The organism is Actinomadura sp. NPDC000600 (assembly GCF_040492135.1).
Classification (GTDB): Bacteria; Actinomycetota; Actinomycetes; order Streptosporangiales; family Streptosporangiaceae; genus Spirillospora.
This window is the reverse complement of sequence record NZ_JBEUPD010000053.1, coordinates 1-19,554: the sequence shown is the minus strand read 5'-3', so window position 1 is coordinate 19,554 and position 19,554 is coordinate 1. Positions and strand designations below refer to the sequence as shown.

The window sequence follows — 19,554 nt, the reverse complement described above, 5'->3', positions numbered from 1 at the left end:
CGGTTCACCTTCCCCCAATGGAAGGGCTGCAAGCGTGGGCTTGGACAATCCCCCCGGTGGGCCGGGCAAGGGCCCTGAGACCACCGACAAGCCCACCCCGCCCGACACCGGGGGCAAGGCATCGGGCGACAATCCCGGCGCCGACGGCAAGACGCCCCGCATAGACAGCCTCAGAGCAGCAGGCTGGAAGATCCCCGAGCAGCCGGACACCGGCAACGGACAGCGGGACGACCGCCAAGGCCAATCCAGCGAGTCCTCTTCCTCCGACCCGGCCGGCGACAAGCCGAAGACCCCCGCCGACCCGCCGGCCGAGACCGATCCCAAGGCCAAGGAGAAGCCCGAAACCGGCGACGCCGGAGGCAGCTCCCAGCCGCCCGAGGAACACGGCCACGACAAGACCGACCCGGCCCAGACCGGCAACAGCGGCACGGAGACGGAGAAGCCCGGCCAGGCCAAGCCAGAGGACCCGCGCCACGACGAGGGCGAGCGCGGCGACGCGGACCTCGAACCCAAGCCCGGCCGAGCCGAGACCGATCAGACGGGAGGAAAGGACGCCCCCGGCAAGGAGTCGCCCTCCCAGGACAGCGGCAGCACCGCCGACGCCCCGGCACCCAGCGGGGAACAAAGCCCCCTTCCGGCAGAGGCCTCTCAATACCCGCCCGGATCCCGCATGGAAAGCCTCGCCCGCACCCGCGAAGAACAACATGCGAACGCGGAGCAAAGGCGCGCCGTGTTCCAGGACCCCCAGGCCACCGAGGGCGTCGGCAAAGCGACCGCCGGCGACAACGGTGACGGAGGTGTGAGGCCGGACGGTGAGAACGCGGGGAAGGTCGAGCCCGGACAGGAAGCGCAGCCCCCCGGCACCGAGATACCGACCGGCGGCACGGGCGATACCGGCGGCGACGACCCGGTCGGCGGTTCCGACAGTTCCGAACCGCCGACCTCTGGGGAAGGAACCGAGCCCCCCGCGCCAGAGTCCGCACGCCCACAGGACCAGGGCCACGAGCCCCTCCCACCGCAGGACTCCGCCGACCCCGGCGACGCCGGTGGCGACCCACCGACCGAACCACCAGCGGACGGCATGCCGCCCGCAGACGACCAGACACCAGACGGACAAGGCGATCCGCCGCCGGGCTCAGATGTCGGCCAACCCGTCGATCCCGCCGCCGAGACCGGCCCCGCCGTTCCCGACCCCGGCCGCGAGGCATCCTCCACCGGCCCCGAAACCACAGACCAAGGAACCGAGCCCCGAGAACCCAAGGCTGATGCCGGAGGCGCCGGCAACGAAGCAGACGCCCCGAAACCCGTCGGCGAGACCATTCCCCCGGCCGAAGAAGCCGACGAGAACACCACACTCCCAGAAGCCCTCGGTGAACAGAGCGACGGCCATGGTAGAAATGCCGAAGACCCGCAGTCCATCGAGTCCGCTGACGAAACCAACCCACCCGGTCGCGAGGCCGAGCAGTCTGGCGAAGGAGAGGAATCCGGCACAGATCTAGCGCCACACGAAGAAGGATCGACGGACCTAGAGCCAAGACGTTTCGCCGGAAACGTCAAGATCACCCTCGACCGCGACGGAAGACCGCTTCCTCCAGACCGCCCGGACGTCGACACCGAAACCCCAGGCCGTGGCGAACTTCGAGACCCCGATGACGACCCTGAGTACAGGGATGTTCAGGAGCGCGACCCCGACCGGCCTCTCAGCCTGAAGGATCGGCGCCGGGAAATGCTCAAAGCCGCCGCAAATCTAAAGAAAGCTGTGGACGAAAACGTCAAACCGGCCTTCGAGCAGTTCGATTCTCGACCGCCACGGACAGAACCGTGCACAGCGCGAAAGAATTCAGACCATATCCGTTCGGTGGATCAGCCTGTCAAAGCTGGCGATGCGATGGTTGGCGTGGTTAGCGGCGTCGTGGTGGCGGTCGAGATGACTCGACGAAGCGTCCAGTACCTGAAACGACAGATGGGAAGAGAACATGCCAGTAACGGATGAGCAGGTTGCAGCCCTCTATGCTCAACTGGCAGGGCGTCCGCCAGAGGAACATCTTCGGTTGTTCAACGAGCTTGATCAGAACGACAACGTCGGTTACGCGGCGCTGCTGGCGGCAGGACTCTTCGAGGCCATCCAGCGACGCTTTGTGAAGGACGGTGAGATAGCCGACCGTTCAGAAATCATCGAATTTGTCGCGCAAGCGCGCGCGAAAGGGAATGAATCTCTGGAGGCCATCAACCCGGGAGTGGCAGAGCAGATTATCTTGCACGCTCTGGGGAAAGCCTCCCTCTCGGGCATTGACGATCAAACGGTTCTCGGTCACCAGATCGTTCTGCTTTCGGCTCTGGTAGGGCGGGCGAACTACAGTGAAGCCGAACTCAACGACTTCATGGCGCAGATTCGTGCAGACGCGGACGAAATTCTGGAGTAATGGACTACTCGACCGTCGAGATTCGGGAGAAAAACATTCTGGCGCTCCGGTCCTTTCTCTTGGAGGGACCGGAGGCTTGGGTGCCTCTGCAAGATGAGTTGCAGATGGACGACGAGACGGCGGCCGGGTACATGTCGCTGCTCTTCTGCGCGTTCGAGGTTGCCGTGCGTCGAAAGCTCGCGCCGACCTACACCGTGGGGCAGATCGTTCGGTTCGTCGCCGACCTGCGGATCGCGGCCGGCGAGGACGCAGACTTGATCGACCCGCTCATCGCCGAGGACATGGTTCGTCGCGCAGTCGACGCACCCGCGCTGAAGGCGACCGTCCCAGACGACCTGACGGCCGCCCTGAACGCCGAGGTCTTCATCCTGCTCTACCTTGTCGCTGAGATGGATCTCGATCGAGCTGGGTTGGAGCAGTTCATCGAGGAGGTCACCGCCTACACCGAACAGTGGCTCGCCGCGCGGCGCGAGGCCTCCACTGCGCCCTCCTCGTAGGTTTGAGAAGAGTTCGACCTAGAAGACGCTCAGAAGCGGCACGAATCAGCGACAGTTTAGCTCCTTGGGGCTACTCGCGCTTTCTGGTACATGCAGGTATGAGTGTTTGTGAATGAGGCCTAAACGGTTGAAACGGACTGGCAGAGGTTGCAGCGTCCGTGTTGCGCACGTGCGGATTTTGGCTCCCACGTCGAGGTGGCGGAGTTTTGTCGGGGCGTGACTTTACTATTGCCGGGCATCGTTCGATTGCAGTGAGTTAGCGATCAGTACGGACCGTGTCCGACGCGATATCGGGAGGACGGCCATGCCGAGCCCCTACGTCCGCCGCCGCCGTTTGGCGGGGGAGATCCGCAAGCTCCGCGAGAACCGCGGCCTCACGACCGACGATCTCGCCCGCCTCGTCTTCCACTCCCGGACGAAGATCACCCGCCTGGAGAACGCCCAGATCCGCCCGGACCTCACCGAGATCATGAACCTGCTCGACGCCCTGGAGATCACCGGCGATGAGTACGACCGGATCTGCAAGCTCGCTAGAGAAGCCAGTCAGAAGGGCTGGTGGGATCGTTACGGCATGTCGATGGGTCCTCGGCAGAAGCTCTACGCGGACCTGGAGTACAGCGCCGCCGCCATACGCGCCTACAACCAGACCGCAATGCCTGCGGTATTGCAGGCGCCCGAGTTCATCGCCTCACTCGTCGATCTGGATAGGTGCCAGGGAAAGCTCGACTACCTGCCGGAACGCATGACCGAGGCGCGTATGCGGCGGCAAAGTGAACTGCTTCGATCGGATGGCCCTACCTACGAGACCGTGCTGGACGAGTGCGTGATTCACCGACTGGCCGTACCGCCACGGGCGAAGATCGCTCAACTACGGCACATGATCGGAGTTGTCTCACAGGACGAGCGGATCACCGTTCGCGTGCTCAGGCACGACACCGAGATCCCCGGAGGTTTTCTCCCCAAGTCAGCCTTCTACCTCTACACATTCGCGGAAGCAGGCGACCCGCCAATAGCAGTGATCGACACTGTCACCACTGACCTCGTCCTGACGCAGCGAGGAGAGGTGGCACGTTACGCCGCGATCTATGACCGTCTGCGGAAGGTCGCCCTGTCCCGTGAAGACAGCGTGAACTTCCTCGATCGGGTAGCCAAGCGCCTCACCGATCAGTCAGGATCGCAGGCATGACCAAGAACTTCTGCCGGTGGCGTAAGTCGCGCTACAGCGAACCGAACGGTGAATGCGTCGAAGTTGGCCTCGCCTTCGATGGCACGATCGGCGTCCGGGACACCAAGGAGGATGGCACTGGGCCGATCCTGGAGTTCACCTCGGACGAATGGCGCGATTTCCTCCGCACGATCCGTGCAGGGTCCTGACACCTACGGACATCAGCGATCTTGGGGCGCCCCCGCCTTGCGGCGCTTCGCGCTGACGCCGCCCCAGACCGCTAGGCCCTTCATGATGACCGTGGGGGAGCCCGGCGCCGGGCTCGCTCGCCCGCTGGTCGAACCCACTCCTGATCATCAGGCTCGATCGTCACCCGGTTCTCCTTGAACCGGGCTGCTCGGGGTTCTTCTCCCCGCCGCCCCAGAACACGAACGTGCTGAATACGCCGGGATCTACGACCGTCTGCGGGAGGGTGTCCTGTCCCGTGAAGACAGCATGGTCTTCCTTGATCGCGTAGCCAACAGGCTCGCCGACAGAGACAGGATCGAGGCCATGACCAAGGACTTCCAAGGCTGGCGCAAGTCCCACTACAGCGACCCTGACGGACACTGCGTCGAAGTGGGTCGAGCACCTGACGGCATGGTCGGCGTCCGGGACACCAAGCTTCGCGGCAACGGGCCCACCCTGAGGTTCACGAGGGAGGAATGGCGTACCTTCCTCTACAGGATCCAGATGGACGGCCACTGACCCATCTTCATCACCGCCTTGAGACGTCAGGACGGCACCGCCTTCCTCGAACGGGTAGTCGACCAGTCAGGGTTGAGGACATGACCAAGGACTTCCACGGTTGGCGCAAGTCGCGACACAGCGAACCGAACGGCGGATGCATCGAAGCCGGTCGTGCCGCAGATGGCACGGTCGGGGTCCGGGACACCAAGCACGACGGTACCGGGCCGACCCTGGAGTTCACCTCGGACGAATGGCGTGCTTTCCTCCACGCGATCCGCGCAGGGGCCTGACCTTTGCGGACATCATCGGCCTTGAGGCGAGGCTGCCGTGCGGCTTCACCTCCGGCGGCCTGCCTGTCGGCCTCCAGGGCGTCGGCGCCCGGCACGCCGACGCCTTGGTGATGGCAGCGTGAGCCGCCTACGAGCGGGCCCGGGCGTGGACGTGGGTTACTCGAAGGTGATTACCGCGCGGCCGTGGTTGGTGCCCTCGTCCATCGCGGCTAGGACGGCCGGGGCCTCGTCCAGGGTGACCGGGGTGACCTCGGGGACGATGCCGTGCGCCACCGCGAACGCGAGGGTGTCGCGTAGGTCGTGCGGGGAGCCGGACGGCACGCCCATCACCCGCAGCCGGCCGGAGACGAGGGCCATCGGCGGCACGCTCACGTTCTCGGCGCCCATGCCGAGGTAGAGCAGGGTCCCGTCCGGGCGCAGGCCGCCGAACGCGGCGAGCCCCGTCGCGGTGTCAGGTGCGGTGTTCACCACCAGGTCGGCGCCGCCCCACGCCCGCAGGGCCTCGGCGGGGTCCTGCTCGGCGGTCGCGACGAACATCTCGGCGCCGAGGTCCAGCGCCTCCTTCTCGGCGCGGCGCGACCGCGACACGACGGCGACGCGGGCGCCCATCGCGGCGGCGAACCGCTGGGCCATCGTCCCGACTCCGCCGGTGCCGAGCACGGCCACCTTCGACCCGGCGACGGCCCCGGCCCGCCGGAGCCCGTTGAACGCGGTAATGCCGGCGCACATCAGCGGCGCGCCCGCGACCGGGTCGAGGCCGTCCGGCAGCGGGGTGACGAACCCGGCGCGGCCGACGAAGTACTCGGCGTACCCGCCGTCGCGGTTGACGCCCGTGATCTGCTTCGGCGCACCCGTGCAGAGGATCTGGTCGCCGCGCGCGCACTGGTCGCAGTGGCCGCACGACCCGTACACCCAGGCGGCCCCGACCGGGGTGCCGACCGCGGGCCAGTCGACGCCCTCGCCGAGCGCCGCGACGACGCCGCTGACCTCGTGGCCGGGGACGACGGGGAACGTTCCGAACGGGTAGTGCCCCCGCAGGTGGTTGACCTCGGAGAAGCACATCCCGCAGGCGGTGACCTTCACCAGGATCTCGCCGGGGCCGGGTTCGGGCGCCTCGCGCTCGACGATCTCCAGCGGCTTGCCCTGGGCGGTCAGAACGGCGCTGCGCATGGCGGCGCCTCCTCTCCTGTCGCGGCGGGCCGGCGGCCCGCCATAGCGTCGGTATAACGCAAACTATAGTCACGCTATACGAGCCAGCATAACGCTGCTCCGGAAGTTCTGTAACATCGTTGTTGTGACCGCTCAGAAGGACCCCGACACACGCGACCGCATCCTGCGCGCGGCCGCGCGGCTGCTCATGGAGTCGGACGGCGAGCCGGTGTCGACCCGGGCCGTGTGCACCGCCGCCGGGGTCGGGGCCCCCACGCTGTACCACCACTTCGGCGACAAACGCGGGCTGTTCGACGCCGTCGCCGCCCGCGGGTTCGAGGAGTACCTGGCGAGCAAGCGGGCGCAGGGCAGCACCGGCGACCCGGTCGAGGACCTGCGCCGCGGCTGGGACCTGCACATCGAGTACGCCGTCACCCACCCGGCGTTCTACACGCTGATGTACGGGACGCCCCGCACCCCGGCCGCCGCAGGCGAGGCGTACGGCATCCTGCTGGGCCTGGTCGAGGCCGTCGCCCAGGCGGGGCGGCTCCGCGTCCCGGTCGCCACCGCCGCCCGCATGATCCACGCCGCCGGGGTCGGGGTCGCCCTCACGCTGATCGCGAGCCCGGCCGGCGATTCCGCCGACCGGGACGCCTCGGTCCGCACCCGCGAGGCCGTCCTCGCCGCCGTGACCGAGGACGGCGGCGCCGAGGACGCGGCAAGCCCGGCCGACTCGCCGCTCACGTCCCGCGCGGTGGCGCTGAAGGCGGCCCTCCAGACGGCCCCGCAAACGGGACTGACCGCCTCAGAGGCGGCCCTGCTGGGCGAGTGGCTCGACCGCCTCTCCGACTAGTCCGAATCCCCTTGCTGCCCGGCCTTGCGGCGGGCGCGGCGCTTTACGGCGACTCCGCCCCAGAAGGCCAGGCCCTTGACCACGACCGTGGGGGAGCCCGGCGCGCCGGGGCCGCTCGCCCGCTGGTCGAACCCGCCCATGATCCCGAGCCCGTTGACGTGCACGGTGATGTCGTCCGGCACGATGATCTCGAACCCGCCCATGATCGCCAGGGCCCGGATCACCACCTGGCCCTCCTCGAACCGGGCCTCCCGCAGGTCGATCTTCCCGCCGCCCCAGAACGCGAACGCGCTGAACCTGCTCGGGACGTTCCACACGCCCGCGCGGCGGAACCCGCTCATGATCCCGATGCCGCTCCGCCAGGACGGCGCGCCCGGCACCGGCCGCCAGTCCGACCCGGTCGCCGGGGGAGCCGCGCGGTCCGGCGACGGCAGGTCCCGGGTGATCGGCTCCAGTTCCGCGTAGGTCTTGGCCGCGTACACCGCGTCCAGCCGCTCGTCCAGCTCGGCCAGCGTCAGCCGCCCGTCGCCGGCCGCGTCCCGCAGCACCTGGGCGACCCGCTCGCGGTCGGCGTCACCGGCCCGCATCTCCGGCGTACCGGGCGTTCCGGGATGCTCCGGGAGGTTCGTCATGCCCGCACTCTAGACCAGGACCGGCCGCCGCGCCGGAGGTCCGATTCGCCGCGGGGTCAGGGCCTGGCGGGCTCCAGGCGGATGACGACGGACTTGGACGTGGGGGTGTTGCTGATCTCGGCCGTGCTGTCGAGCGGGACGAGGACGTTCGTCTCCGGGAAGTAGGCCGCCGCGCAGCCCGGTGCGGTCGGGTAGGAGACGGCGCGGAAGGCGGGGGCGCGGCGCTCGGCGCCGTCAGGCCACTCCGAGACGAGGTCGACGGTCGCGCCGTCCGCGACGCCGAGGCGGGACAGGTCGGCGGGGTTGACGAGCAGGACGCGGCGGCCCGCCTTGATGCCGCGGTAGCGGTCGTCGAGGCCGTAGATCGTGGTGTTGTACTGGTCGTGGCTGCGGAGGGTCTGGAGCAGCAGCCGCCCCTCCGGGACCCGCAGGACCTCCAGCTCGTTCACCGTGAGGTTGGCCTTGCCGGTCGCGGTCGGGAACCTGCGCTCGTCGCGGGGCGCGTGGGGGAGCGTGAAGCCGCCGGGCTCGCGGAGGCGGGCGTTGAAGTCCTCGAACCCGGGAACGACCCGGGAGACGTGGTCGCGGATCACGTCGTAGTCGCGCTCCATTGCCTCCCAGCCGGTGCCCGAGCCGAGGAGCGCGGCCCTGGCGAGCCGGCAGACGATCGAGACCTCCGACAGCAGGTGCCCGGACGCCGGGGCCAGACGGCCGCGGGAGGCGTGCACCATGCCCATCGAGTCCTCGACGGAGACGAGCTGCGGCCCCGTCTCCTGCACGTCGCGCTCGGTGCGGCCGAGCGTCGGGAGGATCAGCGCCACCTCGCCGGTGACCGCGTGGGACCGGTTGAGCTTGGTGGACACCTGCGCGGTCAGCCGGCAGCCGCGCAGGGCCGCCTCCGTCACGGCGGAGTCGGGGGTGGCGCGGACGAAGTTGCCGCCCATGCCGAGGAACACCTTCGCCCGGCCGTCCCGCATGGCGCGGATCGCCTCCACGGTGTCCAGGCCGTGCTCGCGGGGCGGCTCGAAGCCGAACTCGGCGGCGAGGGCGTCCAGGAAGGCGGGCTTAGGCCGCTCCCAGATGCCCATCGTCCGGTCGCCCTGCACGTTGGAGTGGCCGCGCACCGGGCAGACGCCCGCGCCGGGCCGGCCGATGTTGCCGCGCAGCAGCAGGAAGTTGACGATCTCGCGGATCGTCGGCACGGAGTTGCGGTGCTGGGTGAGGCCCATCGCCCAGCAGACGATGATCCGCTCGGCGCCGAGGACGTCGCGCAGCGTCGCGTCGATCTCCGCGCGGGTGAGGCCGGTCGCCTCCAGCACGTCGTCCCAGTCCAGGCCGAGGACGTGCTCGCGGAACGCCGCGAAGCCGTGCGCGTGGGCGTCGAGGAACTCCCGGTCGAGGGCGCCCGGGGCGTCCGACTCCAGCAGCAGCCGGTTGAGCGCCTGGAACAGCGCGAGGTCGCCGTTCAGCCGGATCTGCAGGAACCGGTCGGCCAGCACCGTGCCCCGCCCGGTCAGCCCGGCGGGGCGCTGCGGGTTCCTGAACCGCATCAGCCCCGCCTCGGGCAGCGGGTTGACGGCGATGACGCGGGCGCCCTCCTTCTTCGCCCGCTCCAGTGCCGACAGCATCCGCGGGTGGTTCGTCCCCGGGTTCTGGCCGACGACGAAGATCAGGTCGGCCCGGTAGAGGTCCTCCAGCAGCACCGACCCCTTGCCGATGCCGATCGTCTCGTTCAGCGCGGACCCGGACGACTCGTGGCACATGTTGCTGCAGTCGGGCAGGTTGTTCGTGCCGAACTCCCGCGCGAACAGCTGGTAGGCGAACGCGGCCTCGTTGCTCGTCCGGCCGGAGGTGTAGAAGACGGCCTCGTCCGGCGACTCCAGGGCGTTCAGCTCGGACGCGAGCAGGCCGAACGCCTCGTCCCACGAGAGCGGCTCGTAGTGCTCGGACCCGGCGCGCTTCACCATCGGCTCGGTCAGCCGCCCCTGCTGCCCGAGCCAGTGGTCGGAGCGTCCGGCCAGGTCGGCGACGCCGTGCTCGGCGAAGAACTCCCGGGTGACGCGCCGGACCGTCGCCTCCTCCGCGACGGCCTTCGCGCCGTTCTCGCAGAACTCGGCGGCGTGCCGGTGGTCGCCCTCCGGCCAGGCGCACCCGGGGCAGTCGAACCCCTGCTTCTGGTTGACGCGCAGCAGCGTCAGCGCGGTGCGCCGCACGCCCATCTGCGCGTGCGAGTGGCGCAGCGCGGCCGTCACCCCGGGAACGCCCGCCGCCCAGGTCTTCGGCTCCGAGACCTCGATACCGGCGTCGTCGAAGTCATCGGCGGGGGCTTTGCGCGTCATGGGGTCCTCCTGGTCGGCCGACATCCCCACTTTCGCACGGCGGCGCGCCCCGAGCACGCTACTGGGGCGGGCCTTCCGTCAGGTGGACGGTCCCCGTCATGCGCTCGCCCTGCTGCGTCGTCCACTCGATCCGGACGGCGTCGCCCGGGTGGTGGGCCAGCATCAGGGTCGTGAGGGTGGACGGCGTGTCGACGGCGGCGTCGCCGAAGGCGACGATCACGGCGCCGACCGGGACGCCGGCGGCCGCGGCGGGGGAGCCGGGCACGAGGTCGGCGACCAGCGCGCCCGGGGAGCGGCCGTTGGGGCGGACCTTGACGCCGAGCATCGCGGTCCGGCCGATGTGCACGGTCGAGGACGCCTCGCCGCGCTGGATCTGCCGGGCGATCTCCAGCGCCCGGTCGGACGGGATGGCGTAGCCGCGGTGGTCCTGGCGCTGCTCGGCGCCCCTCGTCGCGATCCCGGCGGACGCCGCGGTGTTGATGCCGATGACCTTGCCCGCGGTGTCGAGCAGCGGCCCGCCGGAGTCGCCCGGCCTGATCGGGGTGCTCGTCTCGATCAGGCCGGTGAGCCGCTCGGAGGTGCCGTTGCTGTCGTCGCGCGCGGTGACCGACTGCTCCAGCGCGGTGACCCGGCCGGTGACGACCGCGGGCGTGCCGCCCTTGCCGCCCGCGTTGCCGACGGCGGTGACCGTGTCGCCGATCTCGACGCCGCGCGCGGAGGCGAACGCGGCGGGCTTCAGCCGGGCCGCGCCGGACAGCCGGATCACCGCGATGTCGCCCGTCCGGTCGTAGCCGACGACCTGCGCGGTGTAGGTGCGGCGGTCGTCGACGTCGGTGCCCCTGATCGCGGTGGCGCCCTGGATGACGTGGTTGTTGGTCAGCACGAAGCCGGACGGGGTGAGCACGATGCCCGTCCCGGCGGCCCGGGTGCCGTTCAGCGTCTGCTCGGTCTCGATGTTGACGACGCCGGGCCGGCGCCCGCTGGGCTTGGCGTGCTTGCTCCTGGTCGCCGTGGGGGCCGGCGGGACGTCCTGCGGGCTCCCGCTCTCCACGACCCGGCAGCCCGGGGCGAGCAGGGCGGGGAGCAGGGCCAGCAGCAACGGGACCGCGGCGCGGGCGCGGCCGCGCCTGGAATCCTCGCTCACCTCGAAGCCTCCTCCCGCAGGTTCCTCCCATGATTCCCGATTCCGGGGGAATAGTCCGTGCGGAAGGAGGCATCTGGCCCGGGCGGGCTCAGCGGGTGAAGTACCGGCGGGGGTTCTCCACGAGCATCTGGTCGATCTGGGCGTCGGAGACGCCGCCGGCGCGCAGCGCGGGCAGGACGTCCTCGCTGATGTGCCGGTAGTTCCAGTTCGGCTGCATCGCCGGGACCGTCGCCGGGTCGGGGCCGAACCAGTCGATGAAGCAGGACGCGTCGTGGCTGAGGACCATCCGGTCGGCGTAGCCCCGCTCGCACAGGGCCGCGATGGTGGCGACCCGGTCCGCGGTCGGGTTGATGATGTCGAGGCCGAAGCGGTCCATGCCGAGGATCGCGCCGGTGTCGGCCAGTTCCATCAGGTAGTCGAGGTCGTTGCTGTCGCCCGCGTGCCCCACGACGACCTTGGCGAGGTCCACGCCCTCCTCGCCGAGGATGCCGAGGACCGGCCGGCCCGCGTGGATCGAGCTCTCGGTGTGCACGGTGACCGGCGCGCCCGTCTCGCGGTGCGTCGCGGCGACGGCCCGCAGCACCCGCTCGACGCCGGGGGTGAGGCCGGGGGCGTCCACGGCGCACTTGAGGAACGCGGCCTTGACCCCCGTCCCGGCGATGCCCTCGGTCAGGTCGCGGGTGAAGTCGGCGATCATGGGGTCCGGGCCGTCGTCCACCAGCGTGCCGGGGCCCCGGTGGTGGAACTGGAACGGCAGGTCGTTGTAGGTGTAGATGCCCGTCGCCACGATGATGTTGAGCTCCGGCACCGCCTCGTTGATCCGCTGGATCCGCGGGATGTAGCGGCCGAGCCCCCACACCGTCGGGTCGGCGATGGTGGTGACGCCGAGCCCGGCCAGCTCGCGCAGCTTGCCGACCGCGTCCGCGACCTTCTCCTCCTCGTCCCACCAGTCGCCCGCGCCGTAGTTCTGGACGTGCTCGGCGCCGAGCACGAAGACGTGCTCGTGCATCAGCGTGCGCCCGAGACCGGTGGCGTCGACGGGGCCGCGGACGGTTTCAACTGCGGGCATCGGTTCTCCCCCTTGCGGTGCGTGAAGAGGCTGCGGTGCGTGTGAGGCCGTGCGTATGAGGTGCGGTGCGGGACGCGGCTGCGGGTGCATACTGGCCCTGCGCATACCGACCGGTCGGTTTCTGGCAAGCTATGGCGCGGGACACAACGGAGTCAATGCCCGCGCGCGAAGGAGGTGCCCCAGGTGACCGAGCCCGGATCGGCCTCCGGCCCGGTGCCGGAGTCCACCGCGCCCGTCCGGCAGAGCGCGGTCGAGCGGCGGATCCTGGACGCGGCGCTGCGGCTGTTCGCCGAGCGCGGCTTCGACGGGACGTCCGTGCAGAACATCGTGGAGGCCGCCCAGGTCACCAAGGGCGCGCTCTACCACTACTTCGACTCCAAGGACGATCTGCTCTACGAGATCTACCACTCGCTGATCGCCCGCCAGCTCGCCGACCTCGGCGCGGTCCTGGCGCGGGGCCTGCCGCCGCGCGAGGCCGTCCGCGCGGTGCTGACCGGGCTGATCCGCAGCACCGCGGAGCACATCGACGAGGCGAAGGTGTTCGCCCGCGAGATGCACCGGCTGGACCACGCCCGGATGCGCTCGGTGCGCGCCGACCGCCGCCGCTACCACGTGACGTTCCGGGGCCTCATCGAGCAGGGCCAGCGCGACGGCGTGTTCGGCACCGGCACGCCCGCCGAGACGATCACGATCGTGGCGCTCGGCATGGTCAACCAGATGCCGTCCTGGTACCGCTCGAACGGCCCCAAGCCCGCGTCCCGGCTCGCCGACGAGGTCGCCGGGTTCATCCTCGGCGCCCTGGACCGGCCCGCGGGCTGACGGCGCCGGTCGGCGGGTCAGGCCCGGTTCAGGGCTGCGCAGCGGCCCTCGGCGCGCGGGAGGCGACAGCGGCGGCGGCCGGGGCGAAGGCCGCGAGCGCGGCGATGGTCACCGCCATCGGGACGGCGGTGCCCGGTCCGGCGACCCCGGCCAGCGGAGCGGCGGCGCCGCCCAGCGCGAACTGGGTCACCCCGAGCAGCGCCGACGCGGTCCCGGCGACCCGCGGCGGGCGGCCCGCCAGCGCCAGCGCGGTGGCGTTCGGCAGGATCAGCCCCTGCCCGGCCGCGACCAGGAACAGCCCCGGCAGCATCCCGGCCAGGCCCCATCCGGCGAGGACCGCCGCCACCAGGACCGCTCCGCCGGCGGCGACGACGGCGAGCCCGGCGGCCAGCAGCCGCGCCAGCGCGACCCGTCCGGCGAGCAGCGCGCCCGCCTGCCCCGCGGCCACGATCCCGAGGGAGTTGGCGCCGAAGGCGATGCTGAACCCCTGGGGTGACATGCCGTAGACGTCCTGGAGCACGAACGGCGATCCCGAGATGTAGGTGAACAACGCCCCGAACGACAGGCCGATCGTCAGCGCGTACCCCGCGAACGCCCGGTCCCGGGCGAGCGCTTTGCCGGCGGCGGCCGCCGCGCGCAGCCCGCCCGTCTCGCGCCGGCCGGCCGGCAGCGTCTCCGCCAGCCCGAGCAGCGAGCCGAGGAACAGCGCGACGCCGATCGCGGCGAGGACCGCGAACACCCCCGGCCACGGCACGATCCGCAGCAGCTGCCCGCCGAGGACGGGCGCGAGGATCGGCGCCAGCCCGTTCACCAGCATCAGCACCGAGAAGAACCGGGCCGCGGCGACCCCGTCGTACAGGTCCCGGACGATCGCCCGCGCGATCACGATCCCGGCCGCCCCGGCGGCGCCCTGCACCAGCCGCAGCGCGATGAGGGTCTCCACGGTCGGCGCCGCCGCGCACAGCAGTGACGCGGCGGCGTAGAGGACGAGCCCGGCCAGCAGCGGGCGGCGGCGGCCGAGCGCGTCGCTGAGCGGCCCGGCGACCGCCTGCCCGAGGGCGAGGCCGACGACGCACGCGGTGAGCGTGAGCTGCGTCTGGGCCGCGCCCGTCGACAGGTCCGCCGACATGCGGGGCAGCGCCGGCAGGTACATGTCGATCGACAGCGGCGCCAGCGCGGTCAGCGCGCCCAGCACGAGGACCAGCACCGGCCTCCGGCCGCCCGCGCGGGGCGGGGAGAGATCGGAGCCGGAGGAGGCGGCGGCCTCGGTCATGGGGGTCTCCAGCGGGGCGGGGTCAGACCGTGGTGATGACCTGGGCGGCGTCGAGGCGCGGGTTGCGGGGGCGGAAGGCGTCGGGGGCGGGGTGTCCCGCGTTGATCACGAGGAGGGGGCGCACGCCGCCCTGCGGGAAGAACTCCCTCTCGACGGCGTCCGCGTCGAAGCCGGCCATCGGGCCCGCGGCCAGCCCGGCGGCGCGGATCCCGAGGATGAGGTAGCCGATCTGGAGGGCCGCGTTGAACCGGGCCGTCGCGGGCCGGCCGGGGTTGTCGCGCTGGGCCTCGCGGGCGCCCGCACGATGCGGGAACGTGACCGGCAGGTGCTCGTGGAAGTCCTCGTCGGCGGCGGCGATGAGCGTCAGCGGGGCCGTCGCGGTCTTGGCGCGGTTGCCCTCGCTCATCAGCGGGACGAGCCGCTCGCGCGCCTGCCGGCTGCGCACGTCGACGATCCGCAGCGGCTGGATGTTCATGGCGGTCGGGGCCCACTTGACCAGGTCGTAGATGGCGCGGACCTGCTCCTCTGCGACCGGTTCGCCGGTGAAGGAGTTGGCGGTGCGCGCCTCGCGGAACAGCAGTTCCTGGGCGGCGGGGTCCAGGACGAGCGGTGTCTCGGTCAGGGTCGTCGTCATGGCGGGGCCTCTCGGACGGGGATTCTTTCCGATGGGACAAGCCGAAGACGGTCCGTTATCTTCCGTGTCAGGAAGTGCGATCCGTCACACCGCTCGGGAGCGCCGGTCCGGAGGTCAGAACGGGAGGCGCTCGGCGGCGGCGAGGGCGGCGCCCGCGATGGTGGCGACGGTCAGGACCGACAGCCCGGCCAGCACGGCCCAGCGGCCGACCTGGTACCCGGCGGGGACGCGGCCGGAGCCGCGGCCGCGCACCGGCCACGGGGCGCGCAGCGGCGCGGTCCCCGGGAGCTCCGCCGGGACGTCGGTGAGCGCGCGGTCGCCGTTGGCGCCCCCGGCGGCGGGCAGCCCGGTCACCCAGCCGAGCAGGTCCGCGACGTCGGCCGGCTCGGTGCCGAGCCCGGAGGCGAAGTACCGCACCTGGGCGGCGACCTGGTCGAGGGTGCGGACGGTGTTGCCGAGCCCGACGCGGTCGAGCCAGGCGCGCAGGTCGGCGTCGGGGTCCAGGCCGCGGCCGATCTCCGTGCGCGCCAGCAGGTCGGTCTTGGTGACGACGACGGCGACCCGCTTCTGCCGGCCCTGGTCGGGACGGGAGCGCAGCTCGTTCAGCACCCGCTGCAGGGTGTCGGCCGGGTCCTCCTCCGACGACGCGGCCGCCTCGTCGACGAACTCCCGCTCGTCCCCGGTCAGGGACCGGCGGAGCCGGGGGAGCGCGAACGGGTCCACGACGAACAGCAGCGCCTCGCTGTGGTCCAGGTAGCGCAGCGACTCGACCTCCGTCGCGCCCGTGTAGTGCTCGCCCGCGGGGTCGAACAGGTAGAGGATGCGCCTCGCGCGGCCTGGCAGCTCCACGTCCACCATGGTGGCCAGTGGCAGCTCGGGGCCGGTCTTGGCGAGGCGCCCGCCGCGCTGGAACTCGCGGATCGCGCCCGCGTACGCCTGCGCGTGCCGCTGCTCGACGAACGACAGCCGCCCGTGGACGGCGCGGGCCCGCGCGTGCAGGGCCCGGATGCCGAGGACCATGAACGTGGTCTTGCCGGCGGCCGGTCCGCCCACGAACGGCAGGGGCTCCACGCGGACGCGGCCGATGCGCTCGGGCAGCCGCCCGCCGCAGTGCGGGCAGTACGCGGCCAGGCGGAAGCGCCCGAGCGGGACGGTCGTCGGAAGCCGCGCCCCGCAGCGGCACACGTGCCGGAACGCGCCGCCCGCCCCCGGCGAGAGCCGCCGGTGCCGCGCGCCGCAGTTCGGGCACGCGTACTCCGGCAGCCCGATCCGCTCGTAGCAGAAGGGGTGCGGGCAGGTCTGCAGGATGCGGGCGTACCCCATGAAGACGCGCTCGACCGCCGCCAGGACCAGCACGCACGCCAGCCACGCCGCCAGCCCGACCGCCGCGACCAGCCCGTACAGGACGGTCAGCGCGAGGACGAACACCGACGCGGGGACGGCTGCGGCGACGATGCCCGCGCACAGCGCCAGCCAGACCGGGAAGGCGAAGAACCCCCACGGGCCGCCGAGCAGCGTCCGCGTCAGGGCCAGCACGACGCTCCGGGCCGTCCGGTACACCTGCGGGACGACCGTGCGGCTGATCGTCCACCAGTCGCGCCACACCTGGCCGAGCAGGTAGTGCCGGTAGGCGGTCTCCGGCGGGGCGACCGGCGAAGGCCCCTCCAGCGTGGACGGCGCGAGCGTGCGGCACGCGTGCACGTAGTACACGCCGAGCGCGGCGGCCCCGGCGACGACCAGGGTCGCGGCGAACAGCACGGGGAACACGTACATGAACCCGAGCCACATGGCGCCGAGCCACACGGCGATCATCAGCAGCACGATGACGGGGTTCACCGCGCGTCCTCCGCGAGGAGGTCCCGCAGCTCGGCCCGCAGCTCCGGGCGGCGCGCCAGATGGGAGTCGAGCTGCTTGGCCGCGAGCCACCGCCGGGCCGCGGCCCGGGCCCACGCCTCCAGCGACGGTTCGGCCCCGCCGCGCTTGCGCAGCCGCAGCACCGTCTCGACCAGCTCGTTGCGCCGCTCGACCTCCCGGCCCCGCAGCGGGGCCCGGCCGGCGCGGACGCGGTCGGGCAGCTCGCCCGTCCACCGCGCGGCGAGCCGCGCCCGGACGGGCGCGGGCACCGCCGCCAGCAGCTCGGCCCGGAACGCGGGCGGGCGCAGCGACAGGCGCCGCGCCGCGTCGGCGAACGCCTCCCGGGCGAGGCGTTCGGTGGCGCCGCCGGCGTCGGCGAGGCTCTCCAGCGCCCGTGCGGCCCGCGCCGCGCCCGCCGTGATGGCCATCCCGTACGCCTGGACGAGGGCCGCGTCGCGCGCGGCGCGCCCGTCCGGCAGGAGCGCGCGGACCCGTTCGGCGAGCCGCAGCGTCGCCGGGTCCGTGAGGCCGTCGCCGCCGGTGCCCGCGAGCCGCGCGAAGGTCCGGGACGGCAGCTCGGCCAGTGCTGCGGGCGGCGGCTCCGGCCCGCAGGCGTCCAGCAGGTCGAGGCATTCGGCCGCGGACGGGGGCGCCGCCCAGACCTCCCGGACCGCCGCGTCGACGGCGCCCGCTTCACCGCCGTCCAGCCGCAGCAGCTCGGCCGTCACCGCGATCCGGCGGCCGGGACGCCGCCGCCCGACCGACGCCAGCACGGGGACCGCGACACCGGGCGCCGCGCGCAGCCGCCCGGCGTGCTCGTAGAGCAGGTCGCAGTTCTCGGGCGTGAGGACGGCGGAGCGGTCCCCGGCATCGGCGAGCCCGGTGACGATCCCGTCCAGCAGCGCGTCCCGCAGCCCCGCCGGGCAGCTCGTGAGCGCGTCCTTCAGCCCGGCCGGGCCTTGCCGGACGCAGCGTGCCGCCGACGCCGCCACCTCGCCGGGGCCGACCCGGACCCCGGCCCGTTCCGCCACCCCGGCCGCCTCCACGACGTCCGCCAGCCGGGACGCCCCGGCGAGCCTCTCGGAGACCAGTTCGCCGACGCGGAGCTCGCACCGGGCGGCGAGGTCGGCGGCCCCCGATTCCTGTGCCCGCGCGTGCACGGCGAGCGTGAGGCCCAGGCCCATGGACGGGACGCCCGGGACGAGATCGCGCCACACCCAGCCGGGTACGGCGGTTCCGCGCCGCGCCAGCAGCTCGGCCGCCGCGCCCTCCTCGTCCGCCGTGACGGTCGCGTCGCCCCGGCACAGCGCCAGCAGCGCGGCGGCCCCCTCCCGCGCGGGGTCGTCCGGCGGGGCCAGCTCGGCGAGGGCGTCCAGGCCGCCGAAGTCGCGGTCGCGCCAGCATCCGGCGACGGTCCTGGCGAAGCGGCTGGCCCGGAAGTCCGGAGCGCCGCGGCGCAGCTCGAACGCGGACGCGTGCGAGGCGTGGTTCTGGGCGGTGGCCCAGACGGCGGGCGTCGTGCCGACCAGGCGCTGCGCGGCGCCGTCCGGGTCGGCGGTGTAAGTGGTGAACGACAGCCGGGCCGCCGCCGCGACCGGCAGCGAGTACGACACCACCGCGATCCAGCGGGCGATCGCCTCCACGTCGTCGGCGACGAGGACGACGCGCCCGTGGCCCCGTCCAAGCACGCCCGCGACGGCGTCCACCAGATGGGCGAGCAGCGCGTACGGGTCGCCCGGCCCGGCGGCGGCGAGCCACCCCGCGAGGGCCTCCGGATCGAGCGCGGACCCCGGAGTCAGCTCCTCCAGCGGGTCGAGGACGCCCCCCGGCGCGGGCAGCGGCGCCCAGTGCGCGGCGTGCCACAGCTCGGCGGGGCGCAGCCCCTCCAGCTCCTCGGGCTCGGCGACCACCGCGTGCGCGAAGAAGTTGCCGTAGCGGCCCGAGTAGTCGCGGCCGAGGTAGCGGCAGCGCAGCAGCAGCGGGCGGCCGTCGACCTCGTCGTACAGCAGCGAGACGGGGAACAGGTCCAGTTCGGCGTCGCCCGGGGACGGCGGCGCGTCCGGCGGCGGGCGGTACGACAGGTACGGCGCCACCGCGGCCCGCGTCCCGTCGGGCAGGCCGGGGGTCTCGGCGACGAACTGGAACCCGGCCCGGCCGGTGGGCCCCCGCCGGGCCGACGTGTAGTGCAGCTGCCAGGCCACCGCTACGCCCCTCCCGGACGGACGCCGTCGAGCATCCCGAACCGGTACAGCAGCCACAGCAGCGGGTCCTCCGCCCGGTACGGCCGGACGCCGCCCGGCCCGACCCGCCCCTCCTCCGGGACGCCGCCGAGCGCCGACAGGCCGAACAGCGCGTGGTCGGCGTACTGCTGCCCGAGGTAGGTGTCGAGCTGCCCCGCCTGCCAGTCGTGCAGCAGCGCGCGGACCTGCTCGTGCACCGCGTCCCTGTCGTCCAGGTCGAGGACGCCCTGGCCGGACCGCGACCGGTGCAGCGCCGACTGGCGCAGCAGCCCCGGCCGCAGCACGTCGATCTTGGTGAGCGCGACCGCGACCGGGACGGGCAGCGGCTCGCCCGGACGGGTGCCGTGCCGCGGCCGCAGCGCCTCGGTGACGCGCGCGATGACGTCCAGCGGCTCCCCGCCGTCGCCGGGCGGGCCGCCGCCGGGCGCGCGCGGGCCGGGCACG

18 protein-coding genes and 1 pseudogene are annotated in these 19,554 nt (G+C 72.5%); 9 read left to right on the top strand and 10 right to left on the bottom strand.

Annotation, left to right across the window (positions count from 1 at the left end; all coding sequences use genetic code 11):
* The first annotated feature begins 34 nt into the window (after positions 1 to 34).
* The 7 genes from ABWI07_RS40715 to ABWI07_RS40685 all read left to right on the top strand — a co-directional run bounded on the left by ABWI07_RS40715 (position 35) and on the right by ABWI07_RS40685 (position 5,104).
* Positions 35 to 1,993 carry a hypothetical protein gene (locus ABWI07_RS40715; RefSeq protein WP_353821800.1) on the top strand — a complete coding sequence of 653 codons (1,959 nt, stop codon included), beginning with the start codon at positions 35 to 37 and terminating at the stop codon, positions 1,991 to 1,993.
* A complete protein-coding gene (locus tag ABWI07_RS40710; RefSeq protein WP_353821799.1) occupies positions 1,977 to 2,423 on the top strand; it encodes a hypothetical protein in 447 nt (148 codons plus the stop codon). The genes ABWI07_RS40715 and ABWI07_RS40710 overlap by 17 nt, the downstream gene beginning before the upstream one ends.
* Positions 2,423 to 2,920 carry a hypothetical protein gene (locus ABWI07_RS40705; protein WP_353821798.1) on the top strand — a complete coding sequence of 166 codons (498 nt, stop codon included), beginning with the start codon at positions 2,423 to 2,425 and terminating at the stop codon, positions 2,918 to 2,920. The genes ABWI07_RS40710 and ABWI07_RS40705 overlap by 1 nt, the downstream gene beginning before the upstream one ends.
* Before the next feature lie 304 nt (positions 2,921 to 3,224).
* Positions 3,225 to 4,106 carry a helix-turn-helix domain-containing protein gene (locus ABWI07_RS40700; RefSeq protein ID WP_353821797.1) on the top strand — a complete coding sequence of 294 codons (882 nt, stop codon included), beginning with the start codon at positions 3,225 to 3,227 and terminating at the stop codon, positions 4,104 to 4,106.
* The gene (locus ABWI07_RS40695; protein ID WP_353821796.1) at positions 4,103 to 4,294 is read left to right on the top strand and encodes a DUF397 domain-containing protein; all 192 of its coding nucleotides are present in this window, start codon (positions 4,103 to 4,105) and stop codon (positions 4,292 to 4,294) included. The genes ABWI07_RS40700 and ABWI07_RS40695 overlap by 4 nt, the downstream gene beginning before the upstream one ends.
* A gap of 286 nt (positions 4,295 to 4,580) precedes the next feature.
* Positions 4,581 to 4,832 carry a DUF397 domain-containing protein gene (locus tag ABWI07_RS40690; RefSeq protein ID WP_353821795.1) on the top strand — a complete coding sequence of 84 codons (252 nt, stop codon included), beginning with the start codon at positions 4,581 to 4,583 and terminating at the stop codon, positions 4,830 to 4,832.
* 80 nt (positions 4,833 to 4,912) lie between these two features.
* Positions 4,913 to 5,104 (top strand): DUF397 domain-containing protein, encoded by a 192-nt coding sequence (locus ABWI07_RS40685; RefSeq protein ID WP_353821794.1) that lies wholly within the window; start codon positions 4,913 to 4,915, stop codon positions 5,102 to 5,104.
* Between the two features lie 156 nt (positions 5,105 to 5,260).
* Here the strand turns inward: ABWI07_RS40685 and ABWI07_RS40680 are convergent, their stop codons facing one another.
* On the bottom strand, positions 5,261 to 6,274 hold the full coding sequence (locus ABWI07_RS40680; RefSeq protein ID WP_353821793.1) for an alcohol dehydrogenase catalytic domain-containing protein: 1,014 nt from the start codon (positions 6,272 to 6,274) through the stop codon (positions 5,261 to 5,263).
* Between the two features lie 124 nt (positions 6,275 to 6,398).
* Here ABWI07_RS40680 and ABWI07_RS40675 point away from each other — a divergent pair, with 124 nt between their 5' ends.
* Complete coding sequence (locus ABWI07_RS40675) at positions 6,399 to 7,106, top strand: TetR/AcrR family transcriptional regulator (RefSeq protein ID WP_149263641.1); 708 nt, start codon at positions 6,399 to 6,401, stop codon at positions 7,104 to 7,106.
* Here the strand turns inward: ABWI07_RS40675 and ABWI07_RS40670 are convergent.
* From ABWI07_RS40670 to ABWI07_RS40655, 4 genes are all read right to left on the bottom strand, one after another.
* Entirely contained in the window at positions 7,103 to 7,738 is a 636-nt protein-coding gene (locus ABWI07_RS40670) for a DUF1707 SHOCT-like domain-containing protein (protein ID WP_353821792.1), read from the bottom strand. The two genes, ABWI07_RS40675 and ABWI07_RS40670, sit on opposite strands and share 4 nt — an antisense overlap.
* Positions 7,739 to 7,794: 56 nt before the next feature.
* The gene (locus ABWI07_RS40665) at positions 7,795 to 10,077 is read right to left on the bottom strand and encodes an FdhF/YdeP family oxidoreductase (protein WP_353821791.1); all 2,283 of its coding nucleotides are present in this window, start codon (positions 10,075 to 10,077) and stop codon (positions 7,795 to 7,797) included.
* A gap of 58 nt (positions 10,078 to 10,135) precedes the next feature.
* The gene (locus tag ABWI07_RS40660; RefSeq protein ID WP_149263639.1) at positions 10,136 to 11,221 is read right to left on the bottom strand and encodes a S1C family serine protease; all 1,086 of its coding nucleotides are present in this window, start codon (positions 11,219 to 11,221) and stop codon (positions 10,136 to 10,138) included.
* An 88-nt stretch (positions 11,222 to 11,309) separates the two neighbouring features.
* Positions 11,310 to 12,290, bottom strand: a complete 981-nt coding sequence (locus ABWI07_RS40655) for a phosphotriesterase family protein (protein ID WP_353821790.1) — start codon at positions 12,288 to 12,290, stop codon at positions 11,310 to 11,312.
* A 183-nt stretch (positions 12,291 to 12,473) separates the two neighbouring features.
* Between ABWI07_RS40655 and ABWI07_RS40650 the strand changes: the two genes are divergently transcribed.
* The gene (locus tag ABWI07_RS40650; protein WP_235037304.1) at positions 12,474 to 13,109 is read left to right on the top strand and encodes a TetR/AcrR family transcriptional regulator; all 636 of its coding nucleotides are present in this window, start codon (positions 12,474 to 12,476) and stop codon (positions 13,107 to 13,109) included.
* 28 nt (positions 13,110 to 13,137) lie between these two features.
* Here the strand turns inward: ABWI07_RS40650 and ABWI07_RS40645 are convergent, their stop codons facing one another.
* From ABWI07_RS40645 to ABWI07_RS40625, 5 genes and pseudogenes are all read right to left on the bottom strand, one after another.
* A complete protein-coding gene (locus ABWI07_RS40645) occupies positions 13,138 to 14,382 on the bottom strand; it encodes a multidrug effflux MFS transporter (RefSeq protein WP_353821789.1) in 1,245 nt (414 codons plus the stop codon).
* Between the two features lie 22 nt (positions 14,383 to 14,404).
* Positions 14,405 to 15,016 carry a malonic semialdehyde reductase gene (locus ABWI07_RS40640; RefSeq protein WP_353821788.1) on the bottom strand — a complete coding sequence of 204 codons (612 nt, stop codon included), beginning with the start codon at positions 15,014 to 15,016 and terminating at the stop codon, positions 14,405 to 14,407.
* 114 nt (positions 15,017 to 15,130) lie between these two features.
* Positions 15,131 to 16,852, bottom strand: coding sequence for a TRAFAC clade GTPase domain-containing protein (locus ABWI07_RS40635; RefSeq protein ID WP_353821787.1), 1,722 nt, complete (start codon positions 16,850 to 16,852; stop codon positions 15,131 to 15,133).
* On the bottom strand, positions 16,849 to 19,071 hold the full coding sequence (locus ABWI07_RS40630; protein WP_353821786.1) for a GAP1-N2 domain-containing protein: 2,223 nt from the start codon (positions 19,069 to 19,071) through the stop codon (positions 16,849 to 16,851). The genes ABWI07_RS40635 and ABWI07_RS40630 overlap by 4 nt, the downstream gene beginning before the upstream one ends.
* Positions 19,072 to 19,073: 2 nt before the next feature.
* Positions 19,074 to 19,554, bottom strand: a pseudogene (locus tag ABWI07_RS40625) (TRAFAC clade GTPase domain-containing protein); the annotation flags it as partial.